The organism is Acinetobacter sp. A3 (assembly GCF_012371415.1).
In the GTDB taxonomy this organism is placed as follows: domain Bacteria; phylum Pseudomonadota; class Gammaproteobacteria; order Pseudomonadales; family Moraxellaceae; genus Acinetobacter.
In genome coordinates this window covers 1-22,968 of the sequence record NZ_JAAZQW010000035.1, presented here as the reverse complement: position 1 = coordinate 22,968, position 22,968 = coordinate 1, and the positions used below count along the sequence as shown (strand labels likewise).

Below are 22,968 nucleotides of genomic sequence, written 5' to 3'. Positions count from 1 at the left end.
TGTGCTTCAAAGACCAAATCTAGAAAAGGCTGTTCATATAACTGCTGAATTTCTTCTCGGGTCCAATCATTACGTACTGACATAAGTAAAAGTCCATCATCCCTATTATTTATAGTCTGTATCATACACAAACTGTGGAAATCAGAAAGGCATAATCTCTCAATTTGGTCGCAAATATTTATCTTGCGCCAAGTAAAACAACAAACTCATTTTAGTTGCAAACTTAAGCATTTTTATGGCTATTTCGCAGCAAAATTAAATTCTGGCCATTTTTATTTTGTGATGAAATGGCAACTAAAATTCAGATAATGCACGAAACTGGCAAAGAACCTGCAGTCCAAACGCTACCGTTTTTGTTAGGTGAAAATTGTTTATTTTTTAGGCTGTTTTAACTCTTGTTCCTGAATGGCCCAGTCAATATGGATTTGCACAATCTCATCATGCTGTAATCGTGTTTGTTGCAAAGTTTGCAAAATTTGTGCAGAAAATGGGGCATTTCCAAGTCCAATGGCAATATTGCGCATAAAGCTCTGATAGCCAGTACGACGCAATGGACTGCCTTCCGTTTTGGCTAAAAAGGTGGCTTCATCCCATTGCCATAAATCTAGCAGGCTGATCTGATCTAGCGCATGCCGAGGCTGAAAATCATCAACCGTGGTGACTTGGGCAAAGCTGTTCCACGGGCAAATCAGTTGGCAATCATCACAACCAAATACCCGATTGCCAATGCCACGGCGTAAATCTTCAGGAATTACCCCTTGATATTCAATGGTCAAATACGCAATACATTTACGTGCATCTAACATATAAGGCTCAACAAGGGCCTGTGTTGGGCAAATGTCAATGCAGGCTGTGCAAGAACCGCAATGCGATGTTGCAGGTGTATCAAAAGGCAAATCTAGTGAAGTAAACAGTTCGCCCAATACAAAAAACGACCCAGATTTTTTATGAATAAGTAAGGTGTGTTTGCCTGTCCAACCCATGCCTGCACTTTCTGCAAGTGACTTTTCAAAAATGGGTGCAGAGTCGGCAAAGGGGCGTGATTCAAACTCACCAACTTTTTCACGGATACGTGTTGCAAGAGTTTTAAGGCGACCACGCATCACTTTGTGATAATCACGACCGCGCGCATAACGGGCGATAATTGCCGAATTAGAGGCATCTGGAATGTGGCGTGGTTGTGGTCTTTCCACCAAATAATTCATACGCACGCAAATAATGCTTTTGGTATTTGGCACTAATAATGCTGGGTTGGCTCGTTTTTCTAAATTTTCTTCCAAAAACTTCATATCACCATGATAGCCACGGTTTAAATATTCCTGAAAACGGGCTAATTCTGCTTGAGCATCTGGTTTGGCAATGACACAATCAGCAAAACCAAGCGCCAAAGCTTGAGCTTTAATCCACTCTTTCAGGGCAGTTGGATCATCTTGATATAGTGAAATATGTGCTGAAGTGGTGGATGTTGCCATAACAAAACAGAAGGGAAGAAAAATGCCGCAGCAAGTGTACCATAGCCCTGTTTATCATAGCCAAAGTATTCAAGCGTGGGAGAAACGCTGGTTTGCCCGTCAAAACAGTTCCTATGGTTTAATGCAGCAAGTGGCATGGACACTACATTTACAACTTCGCAAAATTTTTGCTGCCCAGACTTTTCCAATTCAAACAGTTGCTGTGTGCTGTGGGCAGGGTAATAACGCTGGTGATGGCTACTTAACTGCAAAATATTTACAACAAGCAGGTTTTCAGGTCGATATTTATGCAGCAACACGCGGTACATCGACAGATTTACATCAGGCTTTTTTAGAAGCTGAAGCGGCAGAAGTGAATATTATTCAGAGTTTTGCATTTCAAAAAAAATATGACTGCTATATAGATGCGTTATTTGGTATTGGTTTAGATCGTCCTTTAAATGATGAATGGCAGTCGATTATTCACACGATCAATCAACAACAAGCTTTAAAAATTGCGGTAGATATTCCAAGCGGTTTAAATGCCAATACAGGTCAGCCGATGCCATGCGCAATTCAAGCGGATTACACCTTTACGGCCTTGGGTTTAAAGGTAGGCTTATTTACAGGGCAAGCGCAGGAATATACAGGACAGGTAGATGTACTGGACTTGATTCCTTTAGATGCAGAACTCAAAGCTTTGGCACAGCTCACACCACAACAAATTAAATTACCCGCAAGACAAGCTTTTGGGCATAAAGGCATTTATGGGCATGTGCTGATTGTAGGTGGGCACGCGCAAATGGGCGGTGCTGTGATGATGGCAGCAGAGGCCGCATCAAATGCAGGTGCGGGCAAAGTGACTGTGGTGTGTCATGCTAAACATCATGTTGCGATTTTAAGCCGAGCGCCAAATTTAATGCTGCGTGATATTGATGCACTGTCTAAGGCAGAGATTCAGCAATTAATTTCACAGGTGGATGCCGTAAGTTTAGGCATGGGACTTGGTCGGGATGCTTGGGCGGAGCAACATTATACAAATTGGTTTACGGCTTTAAATCAGTCAGATGTTGAGGTGGTTTATGATGCCGATGCATTGTGGTTCTTAGCCCAACATGCACAGGCTTCAAATAGTCCAGCTCAGCTCAAACTCAATAGCTATGCAACACCACATTCGGGCGAGGCGGCAACTTTGCTTGGTGCTACGGTTGCCCAAATTGAAGCCGACCGTATTGCTGCGATTCAGCAATTACAGCAACGCTATGCAGGAGAATGGGTGTTAAAAGGTTCGGGCAGTTTGACCTTGCAAACTGCGCCTACAGCAGCAGAAGCAACTGCACTGTGGATTTGTACCGCAGGCAACCCAGGCATGGGTACAGGGGGAATGGGGGATGTCTTGGCAGGAATGATCGCCAGTTTAAAAGCTCAGTTTCACAATCAAATTCAATTACATGAAATTGTCATGTTACATGCCTTAGCGGGAGATGTTCTTGCCCAACAAGGCATGCGTGGCTTACAGGCTCAACACATGAACCAAGCCATTTATCAGGTCGTGAATCAGTAAAATATTTAAGATGAAGCTATTTATTTAACGACGTCTAGAGCTTGAGCGACTACGACCACGTGCCATACCCCCTAAGGCATTCAGTACGGCTAATTTAGTCATGCTGCCCGAAGCATGCGCATGGCAAATAGCTGCAGCTAAAGCATCGGCAGCGTCTTGTTGCGGTTTAATAGACAAGTCGAGCAATTTCATGACCATCATTTGTACTTGTTCTTTATCGGCAGCGCCATAGCCAACAACCGACTGTTTAATTTGGCGCGCAGTATATTCCGCAACTTGTAAATCTAAATTCACCAAAGCGGCAATGGCAGCACCACGCGCTTGCCCTAATTTCAGGGCAGAGTCAGGGTTTTGAGCCATAAACACTTGCTCAACCGCAGCTTCTGTAGGGCCATGAAATTTTACAATTCGCTCAATGCCTGCAAAAATTCGTTTTAAGCGCTCAGGCATTTCACTGCTTTCGGTGCGAATGGTTCCTGCGTCTACAAAACGCAATTTAGCACCATCACGTTCAATAATGCCGTAGCCAGTAAGCCGAGAACCAGGGTCGATTCCAATAATAAGTGACATGCCAAGCCTTAAAAAATTACATCATGCTGAATTATAGGAGTTTAAAATTCTTTTGTGTGGAGTAATTTAAAAACATTCAGTCAATGTGCTGATGTTTAAACAATTGGAGCATATCTTTGCCATAATTTCGATATTGGACTTCATTTTATTTTAAGTATTGAGTTTTATACTCAAAATATGATGTTAAAAAAGAGGCAGGCTATGGCCAGATGGATTGATCAGCTAAAACAATGGGCTAAGCAAATTAAACGAGATGTCTATGCAGTTTGGTTTGCAGCACGTGATCCTGAAACACCATTCCTTGCTAAATTGGTGGCCTTATTGGTTGCCGCTTATGCCATTTCACCCATCGATTTAATTCCAGATTTTATTCCTGTTTTTGGTTATTTGGATGATCTGATTTTAGTGCCCTTGGGCATCATGTTGGTATTGCGTTTGGTATCCACAGAAGTGATGCAGCGCTGTCGTCTGCAAGCCGATGCAATGAGTCAAAAACCAAGCAGTTATATCGCAGCATTGGTTTTTATTATTGTGTGGTTAGGGTTGGCGTATCTGGCTTATATTTATCTATATCGCCCAACCATATAGGTTGTAATTGGGTGATGATGAAAATATTAATGACAGGCTAGACCTTTAAAAATACAATACTGCCCATATTGAAAGAAAAGTGAATCAAAAAAGCTTGATCCCGATGAAGCACTTGGTTTCTGCATTTTATTTATTTAATTGAGATTAGATTAATTTTCATGAAATTATTTCTTATTGTTCTAATTGGCTTAGTTCTTGAAGTCTTCGTCTGGATTGGTGTGGGTGACCTAGTAGGGAGCATGTGGTACGTGTTCTTTTGGTTTATTGCCGCATTTGTGATTGGCTTGAACTTGATTCGTAAATATTCTGCTGGTGTGATGCCACAAATGCAGCAAATGCAAATGGGGCAGATGAGTGCCGACCCTGCACTTAGCAATAATTTACCTAAAATCTTTGCGGGTTTTTTATTGATGATTCCAGGTTTGATCAGTGATGTTCTGGCATTGTTGGTGATGATTCCTGCCGTTCAAAATGCATTTAAAGCCGCAATGATGAAAGCCATGATGAAGCGTCAGCAAGCGATGATGAATCAAATGATGGGTGGCATGATGGGCGATATGAATGGCATGGGCGGTGCAGGTCAAAACCCATTTGCAGATTTAATGCGCCAAATGCAAGATATGCAAAATCAACAGGGTGGTCGTGACTCTAGTATCATTGATGGTGAAGCACGTGAAATTACCCCTGATGCTAAAAAAATTGAAATGAAAGATGTCAATCAACCTAAGTAATATTGATTGTGCTTTCTATAAAACCGAATCGAGCTGATTCGGTTTTTTTATGCGCATTTTGGATGATAATTAACGTGAAATATTTAAAGCAGCGTCTATAGCCTGATTAGGCAAGCTATAATCACGCTTTAAGTTCTTTCTGATGTATCTATGTCATTGTTATTGACCATTTGTGCACTGCATTTTGTTGCGCAGCTCAGTCCTGGTCCAGATGTGCTACTCATTGCTAAAAGTGCAGCAACCAATACACGCCGTAATACTTTACACATTATTGTAGGTATTTCGACGGGAATTGTCGTGTGGGTAGTGCTGACCTTGCTCGGTTTCACGGTCTTGGTACAACAATTTCCATGGATACAACAAGTACTGATGCTCATTGGTGGTTTATTTCTTGCCAAAATGGGTTGGGGTATGCTGTCAGGTGGTTGGCGGAGTTGGCAGCAAAGCAAACAGTTTGATGATACGAATGTTCAAATCCCTGCGGCAAAAAACTACTTTTTATTGGGTTTGTTCACCAATTTATCTAATCCTAAAACCTTAATTTACTTCAGCAGTGTCTTTGCTTTGGCGTTGAGTTCATCTGCAACGGGTTCTTTAAAAGCCCAATTAGCGGTCATTATTCCTATTCAGACCTTTGTGACATTTACTTTATTTATGTTGCTGCTTTCCACACCCAAAATGAAAAAGTTGTATCAGCGTTCGGGCAGTTATATTGATATGGTGTCGGGTGCATTATTTTTATTATTTGCGCTGTGGTTATGGCTAGATGCTCTGCGTATGTTTTCAACCTAAAATATAGATATGAACCTTAGTGAGTTGAGTTAATTGGGTCTGATGGTTTTTTGACGGTTTGTTTAGCTTCAGACTCAGCTTCTGTTTTAACGAAATGATCGGGTGGATAGTTCCGATTGCTACTTAAAGTCGCTTCTGTGTTTTCTGAACCCTGATATTTTCGGCTACGGTTGGCACGTTCACGTAAACCGCCTTTTTTAATCAATTGCACCATCTTGATTCTATTCCGTGTGATTAAAAAGATTGATAAAACCCACGTTTAGCAAGCTAAATTTGAGCTGTGATCTTGAGTTTTACGCAGTTCAATATTTTAACATGGCATATAAAATTCAGATGGAAAATCCAGAAATTTATTCAAAAATACTATTTGCGCATTTTTTCTAACTTTGGCATGCTGATTGAAATGCTTGGCAAGGTTGCTGAGCAAGTATCTGAGACAAGCTACAAAGTGTCACAGATGCTTAAGCAAAATTACACTTCATCAGGGTAGATGGTGTAACAATAAAAACAAGAATTACAGTGAAGTAGGAGAATACCTATGCTGTATCATCAGTATCGTTGCGCATGTTGCAATCGGGTTGTGGAATCATCAGAAAAAGAATGTACCTCTTGTGGTTCATACAATATTCGTAGTCCTTATGGTTTTTGGTTATTCTGTATTTTGGCTTGTTTAGCCGCAGCTATTGTGTTAAAAGTCGTGCATGTGTATTTGCAAGATCATCAAGAGGTGCCTGTACAGCAAACAGTACTTGATGTGATTCGTACACAGTAGGCTGAATATAATTCTAAACTTAACTTAATCTAAGATTTTCTGCTCAAACTTAGCCTATATCTAGTCATATTTAAGGTGCTAAATTTAAAAATCCTGAATGAAGCTATCATTCAGGATTTTAGGTGATTTTTCTGCTTGTATTTTTAATCTTAATCAAAGCATTATAAAGCTGTTAAGAGTTCAAAAAACTAGCTTGGTTAATGGCAGACAGGGCAGCATTGACTTCAAAAATCTTGCCACGAATGTTTTGTACGCCAAAACTTTCTAAACGGGCGGTGTGCATTTTTAAATATTGCTCTGCATTGGCAGTATTATCAAATAAGTAGATGCCACCAGCTTCTTGCGTCTGGCTGTTCTCTGTCCAGATTTTCCAAATCATGCCAGCTTCAAGGTTAATACTTTCAGCAAGTTCTTTGTATGCTTGGCTCATGCTTTCGCCAAATGGGCCTTGAGAAGGGAAGTCGACTTGAAGAATAACAGCCATGCGTAGCTCCTAAATTATTTTTAAGCGATATTAGGACTATAACATATTCGTATTTTATATATTGAGATTCACGTCATAAATATTGTTTGTTTTATGGTGCATTAAAAAAGCCCACCGAAGTGAGCTTTTGAAATCTGTTTGAATCAGAACTTTTATAAACCTGCAGAAGCTTTTAATGCTTCAACTTTGTCAGTTTTTTCCCATGTAAATGCAGTGTCTGAACCTTGGCGACCAAAGTGACCATAGGCTGCAGTTTGCTTATACATTGGTTGTAACAGATTGAGCATATTGGTAATGCCGTAAGGACGTAAGTCAAAGTGTTCACGTACCAAAGCAATAATCAATTCATCTGCTACTTTTGCAGTGTTAAAAGTGTTAATTGAAATTGAAGTTGGTTCAGCAACACCAATTGCATAAGACACTTGAATTTCACATTTGTCTGCCAAGCCTGCTGCAACAATATTTTTTGCAACATAACGACCTGCATAAGCAGCTGAACGGTCAACTTTAGATGGGTCTTTACCCGAGAAAGCACCACCACCGTGACGCGCCATACCACCGTAAGTATCTACAATAATTTTACGGCCAGTTAAACCACAGTCACCTACAGGGCCACCAATTACAAACATCCCCGTTGGGTTGATGTGAAATTTAGTGTCTGCATGGAACATTTCGGCAGGAATCACTTTTTTCACAATTTCTTCAATCACAGCTTCTTTGAGCTGAATTTGAGAAATTTCAGGATCATGCTGAGTAGATAAAACTACTGCGTCCAAACGTACAGGCACACCATTTTCATACGCAAAAGTTACCTGACTTTTTGCATCTGGGCGTAACCAAGGTAAAGCACCACTGCGACGTAATTCAGCTTGCTTTTCCATTAAGCGGTGTGCGTAAGAAATTGGGGCAGGCATTAATACATCAGTTTCACGGCTGGCATAACCAAACATCAAACCTTGGTCACCCGCACCCTGATCTTCAGGTTTTTGGCGGTCTACACCTTGCGCAATTTCAGGTGATTGTTTACCAATCATATTAATGACCGCACAGGTAGAACCATCAAAGCCAAGATCTGAATGATGATAACCAATACCGTTTACGGTTTGACGAACAATGGCTTCAAAATCAACATTTGCAGTTGTTGTGATTTCTCCTGCCAGTACAACCGCACCCGTTTTTACAAGCGTTTCACAAGCAACCCGCGCATAAGGGTCTTCTTTTAAGATTGCATCCAAAATGGCATCACTGATTTGGTCAGCCATTTTATCTGGATGGCCTTCGCTTACAGATTCCGAGGTAAATACAGCGTACTCGCGCATAAGTCCTATCACAGTTAAATTCAAAAGACGCAATATGTTACATCGAGTTAGACTTTAGGACTAGCGCATTACGACTAAAATGGCTGAATTTATTTCAATTCAATGACTTTTTATCGCATATCTTTTGCTAAAAAATAGATAAAGTATCGGTATGACTATATTTTGACTCAAAAATATTCATGTTGGCTAAAGCATGCCGTCATAATTTTAAACTAAGAAACATTTTATTTTTAAACATTGAATTGTATTTAAAAACAATATCTTATGTTGATGTTTTAAAGACGTTGAATTGAGTTTATCTGCATGATTCTGCATTTTTAAAAGCTATTATAAAGTTTTGAAGGATGGCTGTGATTCAATTTATTGTGTGAAAAGTGAATAAAATTCAGGGTGGGGTTAAACTTGTCTATTATTTCAGCATTTAGTCAGGTCAAAATTGGATAATGCATGGAGTTAAACGAGATGAATTTTATCTAAAGTGTGAGTCGGGCATCAAACTTGCTCTTCGTTCATGCGAAATTCTATAAACTGAAATATCTATGTTTTAAAATCTGTAAAGCTGCGGCTTAAAACTTGCTTTGTTGAATGGTTGGCCTCATTTCTCTTAAAACAAATGCTGAAACTGCCCCGAATCTGCACGAAAAGTACGCTGAATGGGAATTAATGCGGAAATATTGTTGCATAGGCTTTACCCCTCAGGCGTTTTTTTGAGAGAATAGCGGCTGTTTTGAATTCTATTCATCTTCTTCTGTTTAACGATTTTTTGTGGACTCTGACCTATGACGACCCCGCTTAACGAACGTCGTATTGCAAACGCAATTCGTGTATTGGCAATGGATGCTGTGCAAAAAGCAAATTCAGGACATCCAGGTGCTCCGATGGGGATGGCAGATATTGCCGATGTGGTGTGGCGTGAATTCTTGAATCACAACCCAACTAATCCACAATGGGCAAACCGCGACCGTTTTGTACTGTCTAATGGTCATGGTTCAATGTTGCAATATGCGTTGTTACATTTAACAGGTTATGATCTTTCGATTGAAGATTTAAAAGCGTTCCGTCAGTTACATTCAAAAACTCCAGGTCACCCAGAATTGGGCTATGCACCAGGGATTGAAACCACCACTGGTCCTTTGGGTCAGGGTATTGCCAATGCCGTAGGTTTTGCCTTGGCTGAAAAAACTTTGGCAGCACAATTTAATAAAGAAGATATTCAAGTTGTAGACCATTTCACTTACTGTTTTTTGGGTGATGGCTGTTTAATGGAAGGTGTTTCACACGAAGCATGTTCATTGGCAGGTACTTTAGGTTTAGGCAAACTGGTTGTTTATTATGATGACAACGGCATTTCTATTGATGGTGAAGTAGAAGGCTGGTTCTCTGATGATACAGAACAGCGCTTCTTGTCTTATGGCTGGCAAGTACTAAAAGTTGATGGTCACGATGCAGATGCAATTCGTGCGGCAACAGTTGAAGCAAAAGCAGAAACGCAAAAACCAACCATTATTATTTGTAAAACAGTGATTGGTTTAGGTTCGCCAAACAAACAAGGTAAAGAAGACTGTCACGGTGCGCCATTAGGTCATGACGAAATTGCATTGACTCGTGAAGCATTAGGCTGGACAGATGAAGCGTTTGTGATTCCTGAAGATGTATATGCCGCTTGGGATGCGAAAACCAAAGGTGCAGAATCAGAAGCAGCATGGAATACGACTTTTGAGGCTTATGCAGCAAAATATCCAACTGAAGCTGCTGAACTTAAACGTCGTTTAAGCGGTGAATTGCCAGCAGAATTTGTTGCGCAAGCAGATACATTTATTGCAGAAACCAATGCTAAAGCAGAAACGATTGCAACCCGTAAAGCCAGCCAAAATACTTTACAGGCATTTGGTCCATTATTGCCTGAATTGTTGGGTGGTTCTGCAGACTTAGCAGGTTCAAACCTAACTCTTTGGAAAGGGTGCCAAGGCGTTCAGGACAATGCAGCAGGCAACTATGTGCATTACGGTGTACGTGAGTTTGGTATGACTGCTATTGCAAATGGTGTGGCTCTTCACGGCGGCTTTATTCCATACGTGGCAACTTTCTTAATGTTTATGGAATACGCACGTAATGCAGTACGTATGTCTGCATTGATGAAGCAACGCGTAATTCATGTGTATACCCACGACTCAATTGGTTTGGGTGAAGATGGTCCAACCCACCAACCTGTTGAACAAATTGCATCTTTGCGTGGTACGCCAAACTTAAATACATGGCGTCCTGCTGACACTGTAGAAGCTGCCATTTCTTGGAAGTCTGCATTGTTGCGTAGCGAAGGCCCAACTGCTTTAATTTTCTCACGTCAAAACTTACCATTCCAAACCCGTACTCAAGCACAAATTGAGAACGTGGCAAAAGGTGGTTATGTGTTGGCTGAAGAAAAAGGCGAACTTAAAGCAATTATTATTGCAACAGGTTCGGAAGTATCTTTGGCAATGGAAGCGTATGCACAGCTTGAAGGCGTACGTGTTGTGTCTATGCCATGTGCCGAAGAATTTGTGAAACAAGATGCAGCATATTGTGAAGCAGTATTGCCATCACAAATTCGTGCACGTGTTGCGGTTGAAGCAGCGCATGTAGACTATTGGTGGAAGTTTGTTGGTCTAGATGGCAAAGTCATTGGTATGACAACCTATGGTGAATCTGCACCAGCAAAAGAGTTGTATCAACACTTTGGTATTACCACTGAAGCGGTCGTAGCTGCAGTAAAAGAATTAACTGCTTAATTTTTTAATTAAGTGTTTTTAAAGGCGTTCCTGCAAAGGGACGTCTTTTATTTTTGCATATTTGTTTGGCCGCTTGTTTAGTGCTGCCTGCAGATGTTGCAAGTGTAAGTCAGGTTTGTGAATAGACCTCTGTGTAATTGAGTGAGATGAGAAATGAGTTTGTACGAGCAAATTAATGATGAAGTCACTTTAATGGATGCGGGTGAACAAAAGTGGATTGGACAAGATTTGCCACTTGAAGCAATGGTTGCGGTGGAGTTGTTATTACAGGATTTAGCTGAGGATCAGCAAATCAAAATTCGCCGTAAAAACCATGAAAAGCAATCAGGCTTAAAGCAGGTTGATCGTATTTTGATTGAAAAGCTTTAATTGATTTGCCTTTTAATGGTAAAAATCGTGAATTGTTAGAGATCAGCTTTATTCTATACGTAGGGTAAAGCTTTTTTATTGCTGTAAAAATAGTGTATAAAATAGCCTAAGCATAATATTCAATGTGAATCATCAATCATTCTAAGATATAACAATTAGATAATATCCAAGCATGCAGGCAACCCAAGTACAGCATCAACTGAGTCAAAAAATAGGTATTGTGCCGTTAAGCGAAATTCAGTTTGAGCAGTGGTTACTACTTTGGCAAGGCTATCAGCAATTTTATTGGATGCAACTCAGTAATGAAGTGACACGACAGACTTGGTCAAAACTGACTGATCCTCAACGCCCCTATATTTATGGCTTTGCTGCCGTATATCAAACTAAAGTTGTCGCAATTGTGCATGTGATTGAACATGACAGTTGCTGGACACTCAAGCCTTATGCCTATTTACAAGATTTATTTACCTTGCCTGATTATAGAGGGATAGGGATTGCAAGGTTGCTCATAGCGCAGGTTTATCACACAGCGCAACAGCGTGAATGTGATCGGGTGTATTGGCTGACCCATGAAGATAATTTACAGGCTCGGCAATTGTATGATCGTGTCGCAAAAAGAACAGGTTTTATTCAATATCGAAGTCCTACAGTCGCTATGTAAAACGAGCAAGCATATTTTTACAAATTTATCGTTTCAGTCATGCAACATAACGTTTTATCTTTACACGTGTATTTGCATCAAAAATCTATAAACTAAACATCATTGAAAACGAATTCACTCTTTTGGAGATCAACAACATGAACATGAAATCAATTGCATTAGGTTTGGCTATCGCTTCTGCAGCAACTATGACTATCGCAAAACCAGTAGCTTATCAAATTGACCCAACCCATACTGCAACTGTATTTACTTGGGATCACTTCGGTTTTTCTACACCATCAGGTAACTTCTCAAACATTCAAGGTACAATCAATATTGATGAGAAAAAACCTGCGAACTCATCTGTTAACGTAACTATTCCATTAAGCAGCATTAACACTAACGTGAAAGCTTTAGATGAGCACTTAATGGCAGCAGACTGGTTTGATGCAGCAAAATACCCAACAATTACTTTCAAAAGTACTAAAGTTGAAACTCAAGACAAGAAAAACTTTAAAATCACTGGTGATTTAACTGTAAAAGGTGTGACTAAACCGGTAGTACTTGATGCCGTATTGAACAAGCAAGGTCCACACCCAATGACTCAGGCGGCGACTGTTGGCTTTAATGCAACAACTTCATTCAACCGTTCTGCATTTGGTATTGCAAGCTATGTACCAAACGTAGGTGATAAAATTACTGTAAACATCACTACTGAAGCATCTGTAGCTGCAAAAAAATAAGTAGATATGATGTGATAAAAGCACCATTGATATGGTGCTTTTTTTGTGTCTGTATTTTTAGATGTATTTATACGTGTGGCAGATTTTGAGTCTAATATTGAAATGGATTAAATAAAAATGCGAACCGAAGTTCGCATTTTTAGATAGGAGCTTTAGCTTTTAAAATTTAACACAACTTAGAAAAAGCCTGCAGGTTTAGTTGAATAGCTCACCAACAAGTTTTTGGTTTGTTGATAATGCTCTAACATCATCTTGTGGTTTTCACGGCCAATACCTGACTTTTTATAACCACCGAAGGCAGCGTGTGCAGGGTAAATGTGATAACAGTTGGTCCAGACACGACCTGCCTGAATTGCACGGCCTGCACGGTATGAGGTATGCGCAGAACGTGACCAAACCCCAGCACCTAAACCGTAAATGGTATCGTTGGCGATTTTAATGGCTTCATCGAAGTCTTTAAATGTAGTGACAGAAAGTACAGGGCCGAAAATTTCTTCTTGGAAAATTTTCATATCATTGGTGCCTTTGAAAATGGTCGGTTCAATATAGAAACCGCTACCCACTTCCTGACGTTCACCACCACCTGTTAAAACTTGTGCACCTTCTGCACGGCCTGTGGCGATACAACCTAAGATTTTATCTTGTTGTTCTTGTGAAGCCTGCGCACCAATCATAGTTTCAGTATCAAGCGGGTGACCTGTTTTAATGCGTTTAACGCGTTCAATGGCTTTTTCAAGGAAACGGTCAGCAATACTTTCCTGTACGAGTGCACGTGATGGACAAGTACAAATTTCACCCTGATTCAGCGCAAACATAGCAAAACCTTCAAGGGCTTTATCTAAGTAGTCGTCATCTTGCGCCATAATATCTTCAAAGAAAATATTTGGAGATTTACCACCAAGTTCCAAGGTCACTGGAATAATATTTTCAGTGGCATATTGCATGATCAACTGGCCAACTTGTGTTGAACCTGTGAATGCTATTTTGGCAATACGTGGATTGGTTGCCAATGGACGACCAACTTCTACGCCATACCCATTGACTACGTTTAATACGCCTGCAGGCAATAAATCTTGAATGAGTTCAACCAAAACTAAAATACTGGCAGGCGTTTGTTCTGCAGGTTTAAGCACAATACAGTTACCCGCAGCCAATGCAGGTGCAAGTTTCCATGTCGCCATTAAAATAGGGAAGTTCCATGGAATAATTTGTCCAACCACGCCCAAAGGCTCGTGGAAGTGGTAGGCAATGGTATCTTCATCAATTTCAGAAATTCCACCTTCCTGCGCACGGATACAGCCTGCGAAGTAGCGGAAATGGTCAATCGCTAAGGGAATATCGGCTGCTAATGTTTCACGTACAGGTTTACCGTTATCCCATGTTTCGGCAACCGCCAGTAATTCTAGATTTTGTTCTAAACGATCTGCAATTTTTAACAGAATATTAGAACGAGTAGTTGGAGATGAACTGTTCCATTGAGCTTTGGCTTTGTGTGCAGCATCTAAAGCCAGTTCAATATCTTCTGCAGATGAGCGTGGGACTTTGGTAAATACTTTGCCATCTACAGGAGAGATATTTTCAAAGTATTCGCCTTTGACTGGTGCTACCCACTCGCCACCAATAAAGTTTTCGTATTGTGCTTTAAATTGAACTTTTGAACCGGGTTGATTGGGATCTACGTAACGCATAATTCACTTCCTTTGATGGTTTTTTATAATCTGCCGTCTCTTTACCGTTTAGAATAATCCTATGTCTAAAATCAGTTTAAATTTACGGCTAAGGTATAAGGTACTTTGGTACGCTATTTGTTTAGCATACCAATATAAGGTTGGAAAAAGGTTGGAAAGTTGCAGGTTTACAAGCAACAAACAAATCCTTACAAAAACAAGCAGTACATTGGATGTAATGCCCACAGGATTGTGAGAATCAGTCATGATGAAAAAACAAGACCTATTGGAAAAAAGACAGCATATTGAACAGTTTAGACAAAGCAGTAGTTTATCGCCGCTACATGCGCAGCAAATTCAGCAGAGTATTTTAAATTCTTGGCAACGCTCTCAAATTGCGGAAATTCCTGTTGATCGGCTGGCAGCCCCGTTAAATTCTCGTTTATCGCATCCGCAAGGCGGTTCGGCTTTACAACGTGCTGTGCAAAACTGTGCAGAGGATTTAAGACATATCGCGCAGCAGTCCGACATGGTGGCAGCCGTGGGCGATGTGGGCACTACGATTATTTGGACTGCTGCGAGCGCGCAAATGCGTAATGTGGCGGAGCAGGTGCATTTTGTAGAAGGTGGGCAGTGGCGTGAAGAGTTGGTGGGTACGAATGCTTTGGCTTTGTCACTCAAAACTCAGCAAGCCAGCTGTGTGTTTTCCAGTGAACACTATATGTCATCCTTACATGACTGGGTTTGTTATGCAGCGCCTATTTTAGACCCTCATTCCAAACAAGTGTTGGGCGTAATTGATTTATCGACTACTTGGAAAAACCATAACAGTTTGGGTTTGTTGGCAGCAGAACGCTGTGCTTCTTTGATTCAAAATGCACTACTTGAACAGCAAAAACAGCAGCTTTATATTCGCGCGTTTCGCGTGCCACAGGTGTTATTTAATGGCAAAGTGGTGGTGATGACACCGCGTCAAATTGAAATATTGGTGATTTTGGCACTTTGCCCACAAGGCATGAGTTTAGATACTTTACACCAAGCCCTATATGGTGAGCGTAAAGTTAGTATGGGGACGCTAAAAGCTGAAATGTCACAATTACGTGATATTCTAGGCGGGATGCTTGGTTCGCGTCCTTACCGAGTTTTAGCGCATATAGAAGCCGATTTTTTACAAGCCGAGCAGGCTTTAGATGCAGGTTATGTGCAGTCAGCCTTGCAAACGTGTGCAGGGGTATTTTTGGCGAAAACTGAAAGTCCATTTTTATGTGCATGGCGAGATTGCTTAGAATCTCGCCTGAGTGAAGCCATTTTTAATGCACAAGATACCGATGCATTGCTAAAACATTTGGCACGCAGCCCTGAAGCGATTGACGCGGTGGAGCGTTTAATTGAATTGATGCCAAAGCATCATCCTGCACATCAAATTTTATTAAAATACCAAGCCTAAAGGACGACTCAAGTCATTTAGGCTTTCATTTCACTGTCCTTTAGTTTTTATAGCCCTTTGCGGTTTAACCAGTCAAACAAGGACTGATATACTTCCGCACGGACTTCGGGCGCAGAAAGCACCAAATCATGCATGCCATTTTCAATTTGGCAAAGCTGAATATCACCATGCATGTGATGCCCATATTTTTGCATATCTGCAACATCTAAAATTACGTCAGTGCGTTGCGCAATCTCATTCCATTGGCGTGGATAACTACTTTGACTCGCATGCATAATTAAGGTTGGTACACCCAAATGCACACTGGCATGTATTTCTTTTTGCGCTTCATGAATTGCACGTACAAAACTTAATCGCACTTTAGGATAGCGTGGCTTTTTCCATTCTAAATTAAATAACCATTCACCATGATATTGCTTGTGTAGACTGGGTACATAAAATGGATTTAGCCGGCTTGGAAACTTCAAATCTGGAAATAACTTCCCGAGTTGGCTTAAGCGTGGTACGCCAGCTTTTTTCTCAATTTCGGTCATATTGAAATCATAAAAAGGGCTGTTACACCATAGGCCGCGAATCAGAGGATGATTTGGATGATGTGCCACATAGAGTGTGGTGATTAATCCACCTGTAGAGTGACCACATAAAATAACGGAATCATGCTGTTCGGCCGCTATTTGCTCAAGTGCAGCCGAAATTTCTGCATCATATTCAGATAGGTTACGCACGTTATACCAGTGCTGGTGTGACAAATGTGAGCGGCCATATTTCCGTAAATCGAGCGCATAAAAGTCATAACCATGTTGATTAAACTGTTCTGCCATTTCAGTCTGAAAAAAATAATCAATAAAACCATGAATATAGAGCACAGCTTTACGGGTTTCTTGTTCGGCTTTTTTGCGTACCAAAGTGGCAATCACTTTACCTTCATAATCGGCGGGGAAGTCCAACGTCATTTGTTGATAATCAGGACCTAAAATATCAGGATGGTAGCTAGGGGCAGCTTTTTGTTTTTTACGAAGTGGCATAAGGCGCTCATCATCAATTTTATTTTGTCTATATCCTTGATGAGCTGTGTGCATTTGTCAAATTGAATTATGAAAAGCATCAACATTTAGATATTTTGTAGATTGTGTATAAATGTCTATATGCGCAGCACAGATTAAAAAAAGCAGAACACACGTGACATGGTTCTGCAAAGGGAAGTTAAAAATTAAAACAAGAAACAAAATGAGAAAAAGACAATTGATTAGGGGATGGGAGAGGCTGAGCAAATGTAGATTCACTCAGCCGTGTAGCGATATTTACATAGCCGCTTTGAAAATTTCGACCACTTGCGCATGGTTGGCTTTACGTGGGTTAGTCAGCATGCAGGCATCTTTTTGTGCATTTTCCGCCATAATCGCTAAATCATCTTCTTTAACGCCCAACTCTGCCAAACCTGTTGGAATACCAATAGAACTCGATAATTCACGGATTGCATCAATTGCAGCATAAGCAGCCTCTGTGGTGGTTAAACCATCTGTATTTACACCCATCAACTCTGCAATGTCTGCATAGCGTTCAGGGCAGGCAATCAGGTTAAATTCACAAACATGCGGCAGTAAAATTGCATTACAGACACCGTGTGGCAAGTTATAAAAACCACCCAATTGATGCGCCATCGCATGTACATAGCCTAATGATGCATTATTGAATGCCATACCGGCCAAGTACTGCGCATAGCTCATGGCATCACGTGCTTCAATATTTTCACCATTTGCCACTGCAGGACTCAGCCATTGACTAATCATACGAATAGCTTTTTCCGCACAGGCATCGGTAATCGGGTTGGCCGCAGTTGAAACGTAGGCTTCTACCGCATGCGTCAAGGCATCCATACCTGTGGCAGCGGTTAAGCCCGCAGGTTTGGCAATCATAAGTTTAGGGTCATCAATGGCGATGAGTGGGGTACAGCGCCAATCGACAATGGCCATTTTTACGTGGGTGTCGGTGTTGGTAATGATACAGAAACGGGTCATTTCTGAAGCTGTTCCCGCTGTGGTGTTAATGGCAATCAGCGGTGTCATTGGCACGGTACTTTTATCTATGCCTTCATAATCACGAATATGTCCACCTCCTGCAGTGACCAAGCCAATACCTTTAGCACAGTCATGCGAAGAGCCACCGCCTAAAGACACAATGAAGTCGCAGTTGTTGGCATTGTAGGCATCGACACCGTTATGGACATTAATATCGGTTGGGTTTGGCTCTGCCCCTGCAAAGATATGGCTGGCAACGCCTGCTTCAGTTAAGTAGCCTGCAATGGTATCGGCCACGCCAAATTTAAATAGTCCTTCATCTGTCACAATTAGGGCTTTTTTTGCGCCCAAGTTTTGTGCTCTTACGCCAATTTCTTTGGCACAACCAGGGCCAAATAGTGACACGCAAGGAATATAAAAACCGTTGGTTTGATCTGCAATATTTTTAAAAGCCATGCTCAGATTCCTTCTTGCATTGGGTATTGGAATAATATGTTGTTATCGCGGTATTGAACCGTGATTTGAGTATTCAATGCTTTGTATGCAAATCCTACCTACCAAAAACCAACCCTATTTTGTGAGGAAATAGTGCAAATTAATCTATTGTAATTTATGGGATTTTAAAAGAGTCATATTTCATCTGAAGCTTTATAAAAGCTATAGGCAAGGCCAGAAATCTTGTTTATAGTGGTTTATATATACGGTTTTATGTGTAGATACTGTGCATAAAACCAGTCTAGTGGAAGTTGATGCATAGGCAGATTTAAGGAAAATTCAAGCATCAAGTGCTTTATGAAAATGGAAAATAAAACAAAAAATAGGGATTAATCACGAGTTTGGTCTAGTCGCTGCAATTAAATAAAAATAAGATGCAACTTAGATAGACCGTACTTAAGCATGAGGAGTGTGTATGCAGCCAAGTCGCCAGCATAGCCAATTGCATGCCGTTGCACAGCAATTGGTACGTATTTCCAGTGTGGCCGCAGAAATATATCAAGATCAAATGGAGCTAGTTGGGCATCTCACTGCACAAAATATGTTCCGTATTGATCCTTTACAGCATCGGATTGAATTGCTAAACGGTCTATTTAGCCTTGAATTTTATCCGCCTAAATCTAACCCTAGTTTAATTCAGACGCAGTTTGAGTTTGCGGGGCAGCATCAAGAAGCGTTTGAAGATTTTTTTCTGCATGATTTACAGTTTCACACGGGTGATTTAAAGCCACAACACTCCTTATTTTTGCGTAATCAGGCGCAGCAATTACGACATCTGATTATGCAGCAAGCCTATATGTGGGTGGATGGTGCTGCACGTGTTCAACAGTTGCTGCTGCATTTAGATGGTGTACAGGCTCAGATTTTAGATCAAGCCTTGATTCAGTCTGATTATGCCCAGCATGCTGTTTTTACAGGTGCTGTACAGCATGGTACGGTCATTCCAGATGAAACATTAACGGCCTTATCTGCATTGTGTGCTTTAGAATTTATTGAGGGTGATACCTTTTTGCCTGTGCAAGCCTTAATGCACAGTTATGATGATTTTTGTTTTAGTGCTGCACAGTTTTTGCCTAAAGCCATGTATCGAATTTTGGCGGTGTCCTTTCCTGAGCGTTTTAATTTGCAGGATTTAATTGACCATCAGGATGATATTCAGTTGTTGTATCGGCATGCCGAAGAACATGGTCATTTACTGGGTTTTGCCCGCTTAATGCATCGAGAAGTGTGGCAGCGTTCCGATGCATTGGCAAAACCGCATTTCTTAAAATCCTGTCCTTTAATTTGGCAAAAGAAGGTTGCCAAACTGCCGTTATTTGATTATCCACGAGCGGTGAACTGGCTGTTTAAACAGTCTGCACAAGTGTTGGATTGGCTCAGTTTAAATATGCAGCATACCAGTGTGCGGGTCGCAGTGACTGCGCTCAGTTTTGTCGATTGTAGTCAGGCACATCCACGTATTATTTTAGCGACATTGCAATATTTTCAATATTCTGCGGCGCGTATGTTTATTCAAAGCTGTAATGTGTATGCGACACAGCAGGCATGGTTTGCGCATGCACATAATGTCAGTCTAATGCCACATGGTGAAAAGCAATCTGTAGATGATCCACGTGTTGCGATTAGTCCTTCCATTTTGTATTTGGATGAATGGATGAGTTTGCTAAAAACAGTGGCGCAGCAAGATGAGCATTTGGTGAAGCATGTTTTTAGACGTTTGAGTCGTGTTATGCAAAGTTATATGACTTATTTGCAGCAAATCACACAGGATTTACCGCCTGCCTTGTTGGACTATATTCAGCCCGAGAGTCAGCAGCAGCGTGATTTTTATACGGTGTTGCAGCGTTATCAACTTCAACCTGATGATTTTCGGCAGCGTTTTTATTTACGGGCGCAGCATACGCGAGTTTCAGTGTTTGACAGTTATGTACGTGACTATTTACTGGAATATTTTGCAGCGCATACACATATTCCTAAGAGTCTGAGTTGGTTGGGGTTATTTCATCAGGCGGTGCGTTGGCATCAACAGGTCTACAAAGCAGAACTGATGGCCAAATTAAAAAAGGAAATTCAGTGCAGTGCATGGCAGGCCAAAAGCCCTATGCCAACGCTAAAATTTTCAGGCTGGTGCTTTGAGGAAATGATTCATTTAGACCGTATTATTGAAGAATCACAAAACTTTAAACACTGTTTGGCACTTAGCTACGCTAAGCTAATGAGTGAAGGGCAATATGTGGCTTTTCACATGGCGTCACCACATTATGCGCAGCAATTGACTCTGGGCTGTCATTTTCGGCAGGGGCAACTTGAATTTGATCAGTTGGAATATCCGAATAATCAAAAAGCGGAACAGTTACTGGTGACCATTGCAGAGCAGTTTATTGCATGGCTGAATCCACAATTGCAAGCTAAAGCATAAGACAACAGTTGTCGTATTCGCAGACTTGAGCCTTAACTTTTGGGCAAAAACTCGTTAGGCTATAGCCGTTCAGCAATGGTATAGGTCTTATGAAACAGGAAACTGCACTTAAACTTTTAAAAGCAGGCGAAAATGTCTTTTTAACAGGCTCTGCTGGTGCGGGTAAAACCTATACCCTGAATCAATACATCAATTATTTAAAAGCACGAAAAGTACCTGTAGCCATCACTGCATCTACAGGTATTGCTGCAACGCACATGAATGGCATGACCATTCACACATGGGCAGGCATTGGTATTAAAGATTTTTTGTCCGATGCAGACCTAAAAAATATGAAAGAGCGCAAATATCTCAAAGAACATTTAGAAAATGCGCAAGTGTTGATTATTGATGAAATTTCGATGTTGCATGCCAAGCAACTGAATTTAGTCAATCAGGTTTTAAAATATTTTAAAGATAGCGATGAAGCCTTTGGCGGCATTCAGGTGATTGTTGCGGGAGATTTTTTCCAGTTACCGCCTGTAGGGAAAAATGATGAGCGCAACCGAGATAAATTCTGTTTTATGTCGGACGCGTGGGTAGAAGCCAAGTTCCGTGTGTGTTATTTGACCGAACAACACCGTCAGGGCGATGACTATTTAAATGATATTTTAAATGCAATTCGGGCGCAGAATATTGAACAAGCACATATTCAGGCTTTGGAACAAACTCGTCAGCAAGATATTGGAGATACGTTCACCCGTCTATATACCCATAATATGGATGTAGACAACATCAACTTTAAACATCTGAATGAAATTGAAACTGAGAGCAAGCAGTTTGATGCCGTTTGTGATGGCAATGAAAAACTGATTGAAACCCTGAAATCATCAGTACGTGCACCTGAAATTTTAAATCTGAAAAAACATGCCAAAGTGATGTTTGTTAAAAACAACTTTGATATGGGCTACATTAACGGCAGTTTGGGCGAAGTGATTGGCTTTGAAGAAGATGATGATCATGGCATTTTGCCTAAAGTGAAACTGACCGATGGCACCGTCTTGTTGGTTGAGCCTGAAACATGGTCGGTAGATAATGATGCTGGTAAAACCATTGCCAGCTTTCAGCAAATTCCGCTGCGTTTAGCGTGGGCCATTACCATCCACAAGTCACAAGGTATGACCTTAGAAGCTGCAGAAATTAATTTAAGCCATACTTTTGAAAAAGGGCAGGGTTATGTGGCCTTGTCACGTTTAAAATCTTTAAGTGGTTTGCGCTTATTGGGTTTTAACAGCCAAGCATTGGAATTGGACAGTTTAGCCATTAAGGCTGACCGGCGTTTTCAGGAATTGTCTGAAGAAGCCGAAATACACTACGAACTGATGGATTTAACTCCGCAACATAATGCATTTATTCGTCATTGTGGTGGCACATTGAACGAAACCGAGATTTTGCGTAATGAAAAGAAAATTGCCAAAGGTGGTAAAACCAATTATGCAACCGCCACGTTGGATGAAACCCGCGCTTTATTTGAAGAAGGTTATGATATTCAAGATATTGCGGTAGAGCGTGGCTTAACACCTGCAACCATCATTAACCATTTAGCACGGTTGCAAAAAGAACAAAATCTGGATATTTCCGTGGCACATCCGGGTGAAGAAGTAGTGGAAGAAGTGCGTAAAATTTATAAGCGTTTAATGAAGCGCCAAAATGCAGATCATTTTAGCGATGACGGGGCAATTAAGTTGCGTCCTATAGTTGAAGCCACCAGTCCGAGAATGGGCTATGACCAAGTGCGCTTGGCACTGTTGTTTATTCAGTAGTTGAGGATGCCTGTAAAGACCACAGGCTTTTGCGGAGTAATTAACTATAACTAAAAATATAGACAAATATTTGCATAAGTGCTCATTTTGTCTATGTCGATTCAGTAGTGGCAAGGTGGGTATTTATTAGAGATTTAAATGATTATCTTTTGTATTTTAGGTGAGTGTCTTGGTATATTAGCATCCATATCTATTGATTATCCAATCCCTTAACCTAGGCATGACTTTGTGAAATTAACACGCATTCATCACGGCTTTGTTGCACAAAGATTTGAAATGCAAAGCGCCCCTAATTGAGCCAAATTTAAGGCGTAACTTGGGTAAGTGGT

The 22,968-nt window shown here is 40.9% G+C and carries 20 protein-coding genes; 12 read left to right on the top strand and 8 right to left on the bottom strand.

What is annotated here, in order from left to right; all coding sequences use genetic code 11:
• Window positions 1-371: 371 nt before the first annotated feature.
• Window positions 372-1,472, bottom strand: coding sequence for a tRNA epoxyqueuosine(34) reductase QueG (queG, locus tag HHA42_RS10740; RefSeq protein WP_168526444.1), 1,101 nt, complete (start codon window positions 1,470-1,472; stop codon window positions 372-374).
• 22 nt (window positions 1,473-1,494) lie between these two features.
• Between queG and HHA42_RS10735 the strand changes: the two genes are divergently transcribed.
• On the top strand, window positions 1,495-3,015 hold the full coding sequence (locus tag HHA42_RS10735; protein ID WP_168526443.1) for an NAD(P)H-hydrate dehydratase: 1,521 nt from the start codon (window positions 1,495-1,497) through the stop codon (window positions 3,013-3,015).
• A 24-nt stretch (window positions 3,016-3,039) separates the two neighbouring features.
• Here HHA42_RS10735 and ruvC read toward each other — a convergent pair whose 3' ends face one another.
• Entirely contained in the window at window positions 3,040-3,585 is a 546-nt protein-coding gene (gene ruvC / locus HHA42_RS10730) for a crossover junction endodeoxyribonuclease RuvC (protein ID WP_168461588.1), read from the bottom strand.
• 201 nt (window positions 3,586-3,786) lie between these two features.
• On the opposite strand from ruvC, the gene HHA42_RS10725 reads away from it, so the two are divergent.
• From HHA42_RS10725 to HHA42_RS10715, 3 genes are all read left to right on the top strand, one after another.
• The gene (locus HHA42_RS10725) at window positions 3,787-4,173 is read left to right on the top strand and encodes a YkvA family protein (protein WP_168526441.1); all 387 of its coding nucleotides are present in this window, start codon (window positions 3,787-3,789) and stop codon (window positions 4,171-4,173) included.
• Between the two features lie 158 nt (window positions 4,174-4,331).
• Entirely contained in the window at window positions 4,332-4,904 is a 573-nt protein-coding gene (locus tag HHA42_RS10720) for an FxsA family protein (RefSeq protein WP_167845952.1), read from the top strand.
• Between the two features lie 150 nt (window positions 4,905-5,054).
• The gene (locus HHA42_RS10715) at window positions 5,055-5,696 is read left to right on the top strand and encodes a LysE family transporter (RefSeq protein ID WP_168526439.1); all 642 of its coding nucleotides are present in this window, start codon (window positions 5,055-5,057) and stop codon (window positions 5,694-5,696) included.
• A 16-nt stretch (window positions 5,697-5,712) separates the two neighbouring features.
• Here HHA42_RS10715 and HHA42_RS10710 read toward each other — a convergent pair whose 3' ends face one another.
• Window positions 5,713-5,910 (bottom strand): hypothetical protein, encoded by a 198-nt coding sequence (locus tag HHA42_RS10710; protein ID WP_168526437.1) that lies wholly within the window; start codon window positions 5,908-5,910, stop codon window positions 5,713-5,715.
• A 324-nt stretch (window positions 5,911-6,234) separates the two neighbouring features.
• On the opposite strand from HHA42_RS10710, the gene HHA42_RS10705 reads away from it, so the two are divergent.
• Window positions 6,235-6,468 carry a hypothetical protein gene (locus tag HHA42_RS10705; protein ID WP_168526435.1) on the top strand — a complete coding sequence of 78 codons (234 nt, stop codon included), beginning with the start codon at window positions 6,235-6,237 and terminating at the stop codon, window positions 6,466-6,468.
• Between the two features lie 172 nt (window positions 6,469-6,640).
• On the opposite strand, the gene HHA42_RS10700 is transcribed toward HHA42_RS10705, so the two are convergent.
• Window positions 6,641-6,952 carry a monooxygenase gene (locus HHA42_RS10700; protein ID WP_168526433.1) on the bottom strand — a complete coding sequence of 104 codons (312 nt, stop codon included), beginning with the start codon at window positions 6,950-6,952 and terminating at the stop codon, window positions 6,641-6,643.
• A 152-nt stretch (window positions 6,953-7,104) separates the two neighbouring features.
• A complete protein-coding gene (metK, locus tag HHA42_RS10695) occupies window positions 7,105-8,271 on the bottom strand; it encodes a methionine adenosyltransferase (protein ID WP_104851871.1) in 1,167 nt (388 codons plus the stop codon).
• 779 nt (window positions 8,272-9,050) lie between these two features.
• Between metK and tkt the strand changes: the two genes are divergently transcribed.
• The 4 genes from tkt (at window position 9,051) to HHA42_RS10675 (ending at window position 12,791) form a co-directional block, all read left to right on the top strand.
• Window positions 9,051-11,039, top strand: coding sequence for a transketolase (gene tkt / locus HHA42_RS10690; RefSeq protein ID WP_168526431.1), 1,989 nt, complete (start codon window positions 9,051-9,053; stop codon window positions 11,037-11,039).
• Between the two features lie 153 nt (window positions 11,040-11,192).
• Window positions 11,193-11,408 (top strand): hypothetical protein, encoded by a 216-nt coding sequence (locus tag HHA42_RS10685; RefSeq protein WP_004976879.1) that lies wholly within the window; start codon window positions 11,193-11,195, stop codon window positions 11,406-11,408.
• 172 nt (window positions 11,409-11,580) lie between these two features.
• Window positions 11,581-12,069 carry a GNAT family N-acetyltransferase gene (locus tag HHA42_RS10680; protein ID WP_168526429.1) on the top strand — a complete coding sequence of 163 codons (489 nt, stop codon included), beginning with the start codon at window positions 11,581-11,583 and terminating at the stop codon, window positions 12,067-12,069.
• Between the two features lie 137 nt (window positions 12,070-12,206).
• A complete protein-coding gene (locus HHA42_RS10675) occupies window positions 12,207-12,791 on the top strand; it encodes a YceI family protein (protein WP_168419311.1) in 585 nt (194 codons plus the stop codon).
• A gap of 176 nt (window positions 12,792-12,967) precedes the next feature.
• On the opposite strand, the gene HHA42_RS10670 is transcribed toward HHA42_RS10675, so the two are convergent.
• Window positions 12,968-14,479, bottom strand: coding sequence for an aldehyde dehydrogenase family protein (locus tag HHA42_RS10670; protein WP_005177426.1), 1,512 nt, complete (start codon window positions 14,477-14,479; stop codon window positions 12,968-12,970).
• A gap of 244 nt (window positions 14,480-14,723) precedes the next feature.
• Between HHA42_RS10670 and HHA42_RS10665 the strand changes: the two genes are divergently transcribed.
• Entirely contained in the window at window positions 14,724-15,905 is a 1,182-nt protein-coding gene (locus HHA42_RS10665) for a transcriptional regulator (protein ID WP_168526427.1), read from the top strand.
• Window positions 15,906-15,952: 47 nt separating this feature from the next.
• Here the strand turns inward: HHA42_RS10665 and HHA42_RS10660 are convergent, their stop codons facing one another.
• Together HHA42_RS10660 and HHA42_RS10655 are read right to left on the bottom strand one after the other, a co-directional pair.
• Entirely contained in the window at window positions 15,953-16,930 is a 978-nt protein-coding gene (locus HHA42_RS10660; protein ID WP_171525592.1) for an alpha/beta hydrolase, read from the bottom strand.
• Between the two features lie 276 nt (window positions 16,931-17,206).
• The gene (locus HHA42_RS10655) at window positions 17,207-18,379 is read right to left on the bottom strand and encodes an iron-containing alcohol dehydrogenase (RefSeq protein WP_168419315.1); all 1,173 of its coding nucleotides are present in this window, start codon (window positions 18,377-18,379) and stop codon (window positions 17,207-17,209) included.
• A 454-nt stretch (window positions 18,380-18,833) separates the two neighbouring features.
• Here HHA42_RS10655 and HHA42_RS10650 point away from each other — a divergent pair, with 454 nt between their 5' ends.
• Together HHA42_RS10650 and HHA42_RS10645 are read left to right on the top strand one after the other, a co-directional pair.
• Window positions 18,834-20,837, top strand: a complete 2,004-nt coding sequence (locus HHA42_RS10650) for a hypothetical protein (RefSeq protein WP_168526425.1) — start codon at window positions 18,834-18,836, stop codon at window positions 20,835-20,837.
• 89 nt (window positions 20,838-20,926) lie between these two features.
• Window positions 20,927-22,639, top strand: a complete 1,713-nt coding sequence (locus tag HHA42_RS10645; RefSeq protein WP_168419317.1) for an AAA family ATPase — start codon at window positions 20,927-20,929, stop codon at window positions 22,637-22,639.
• Window positions 22,640-22,968: the final 329 nt, after the last annotated feature.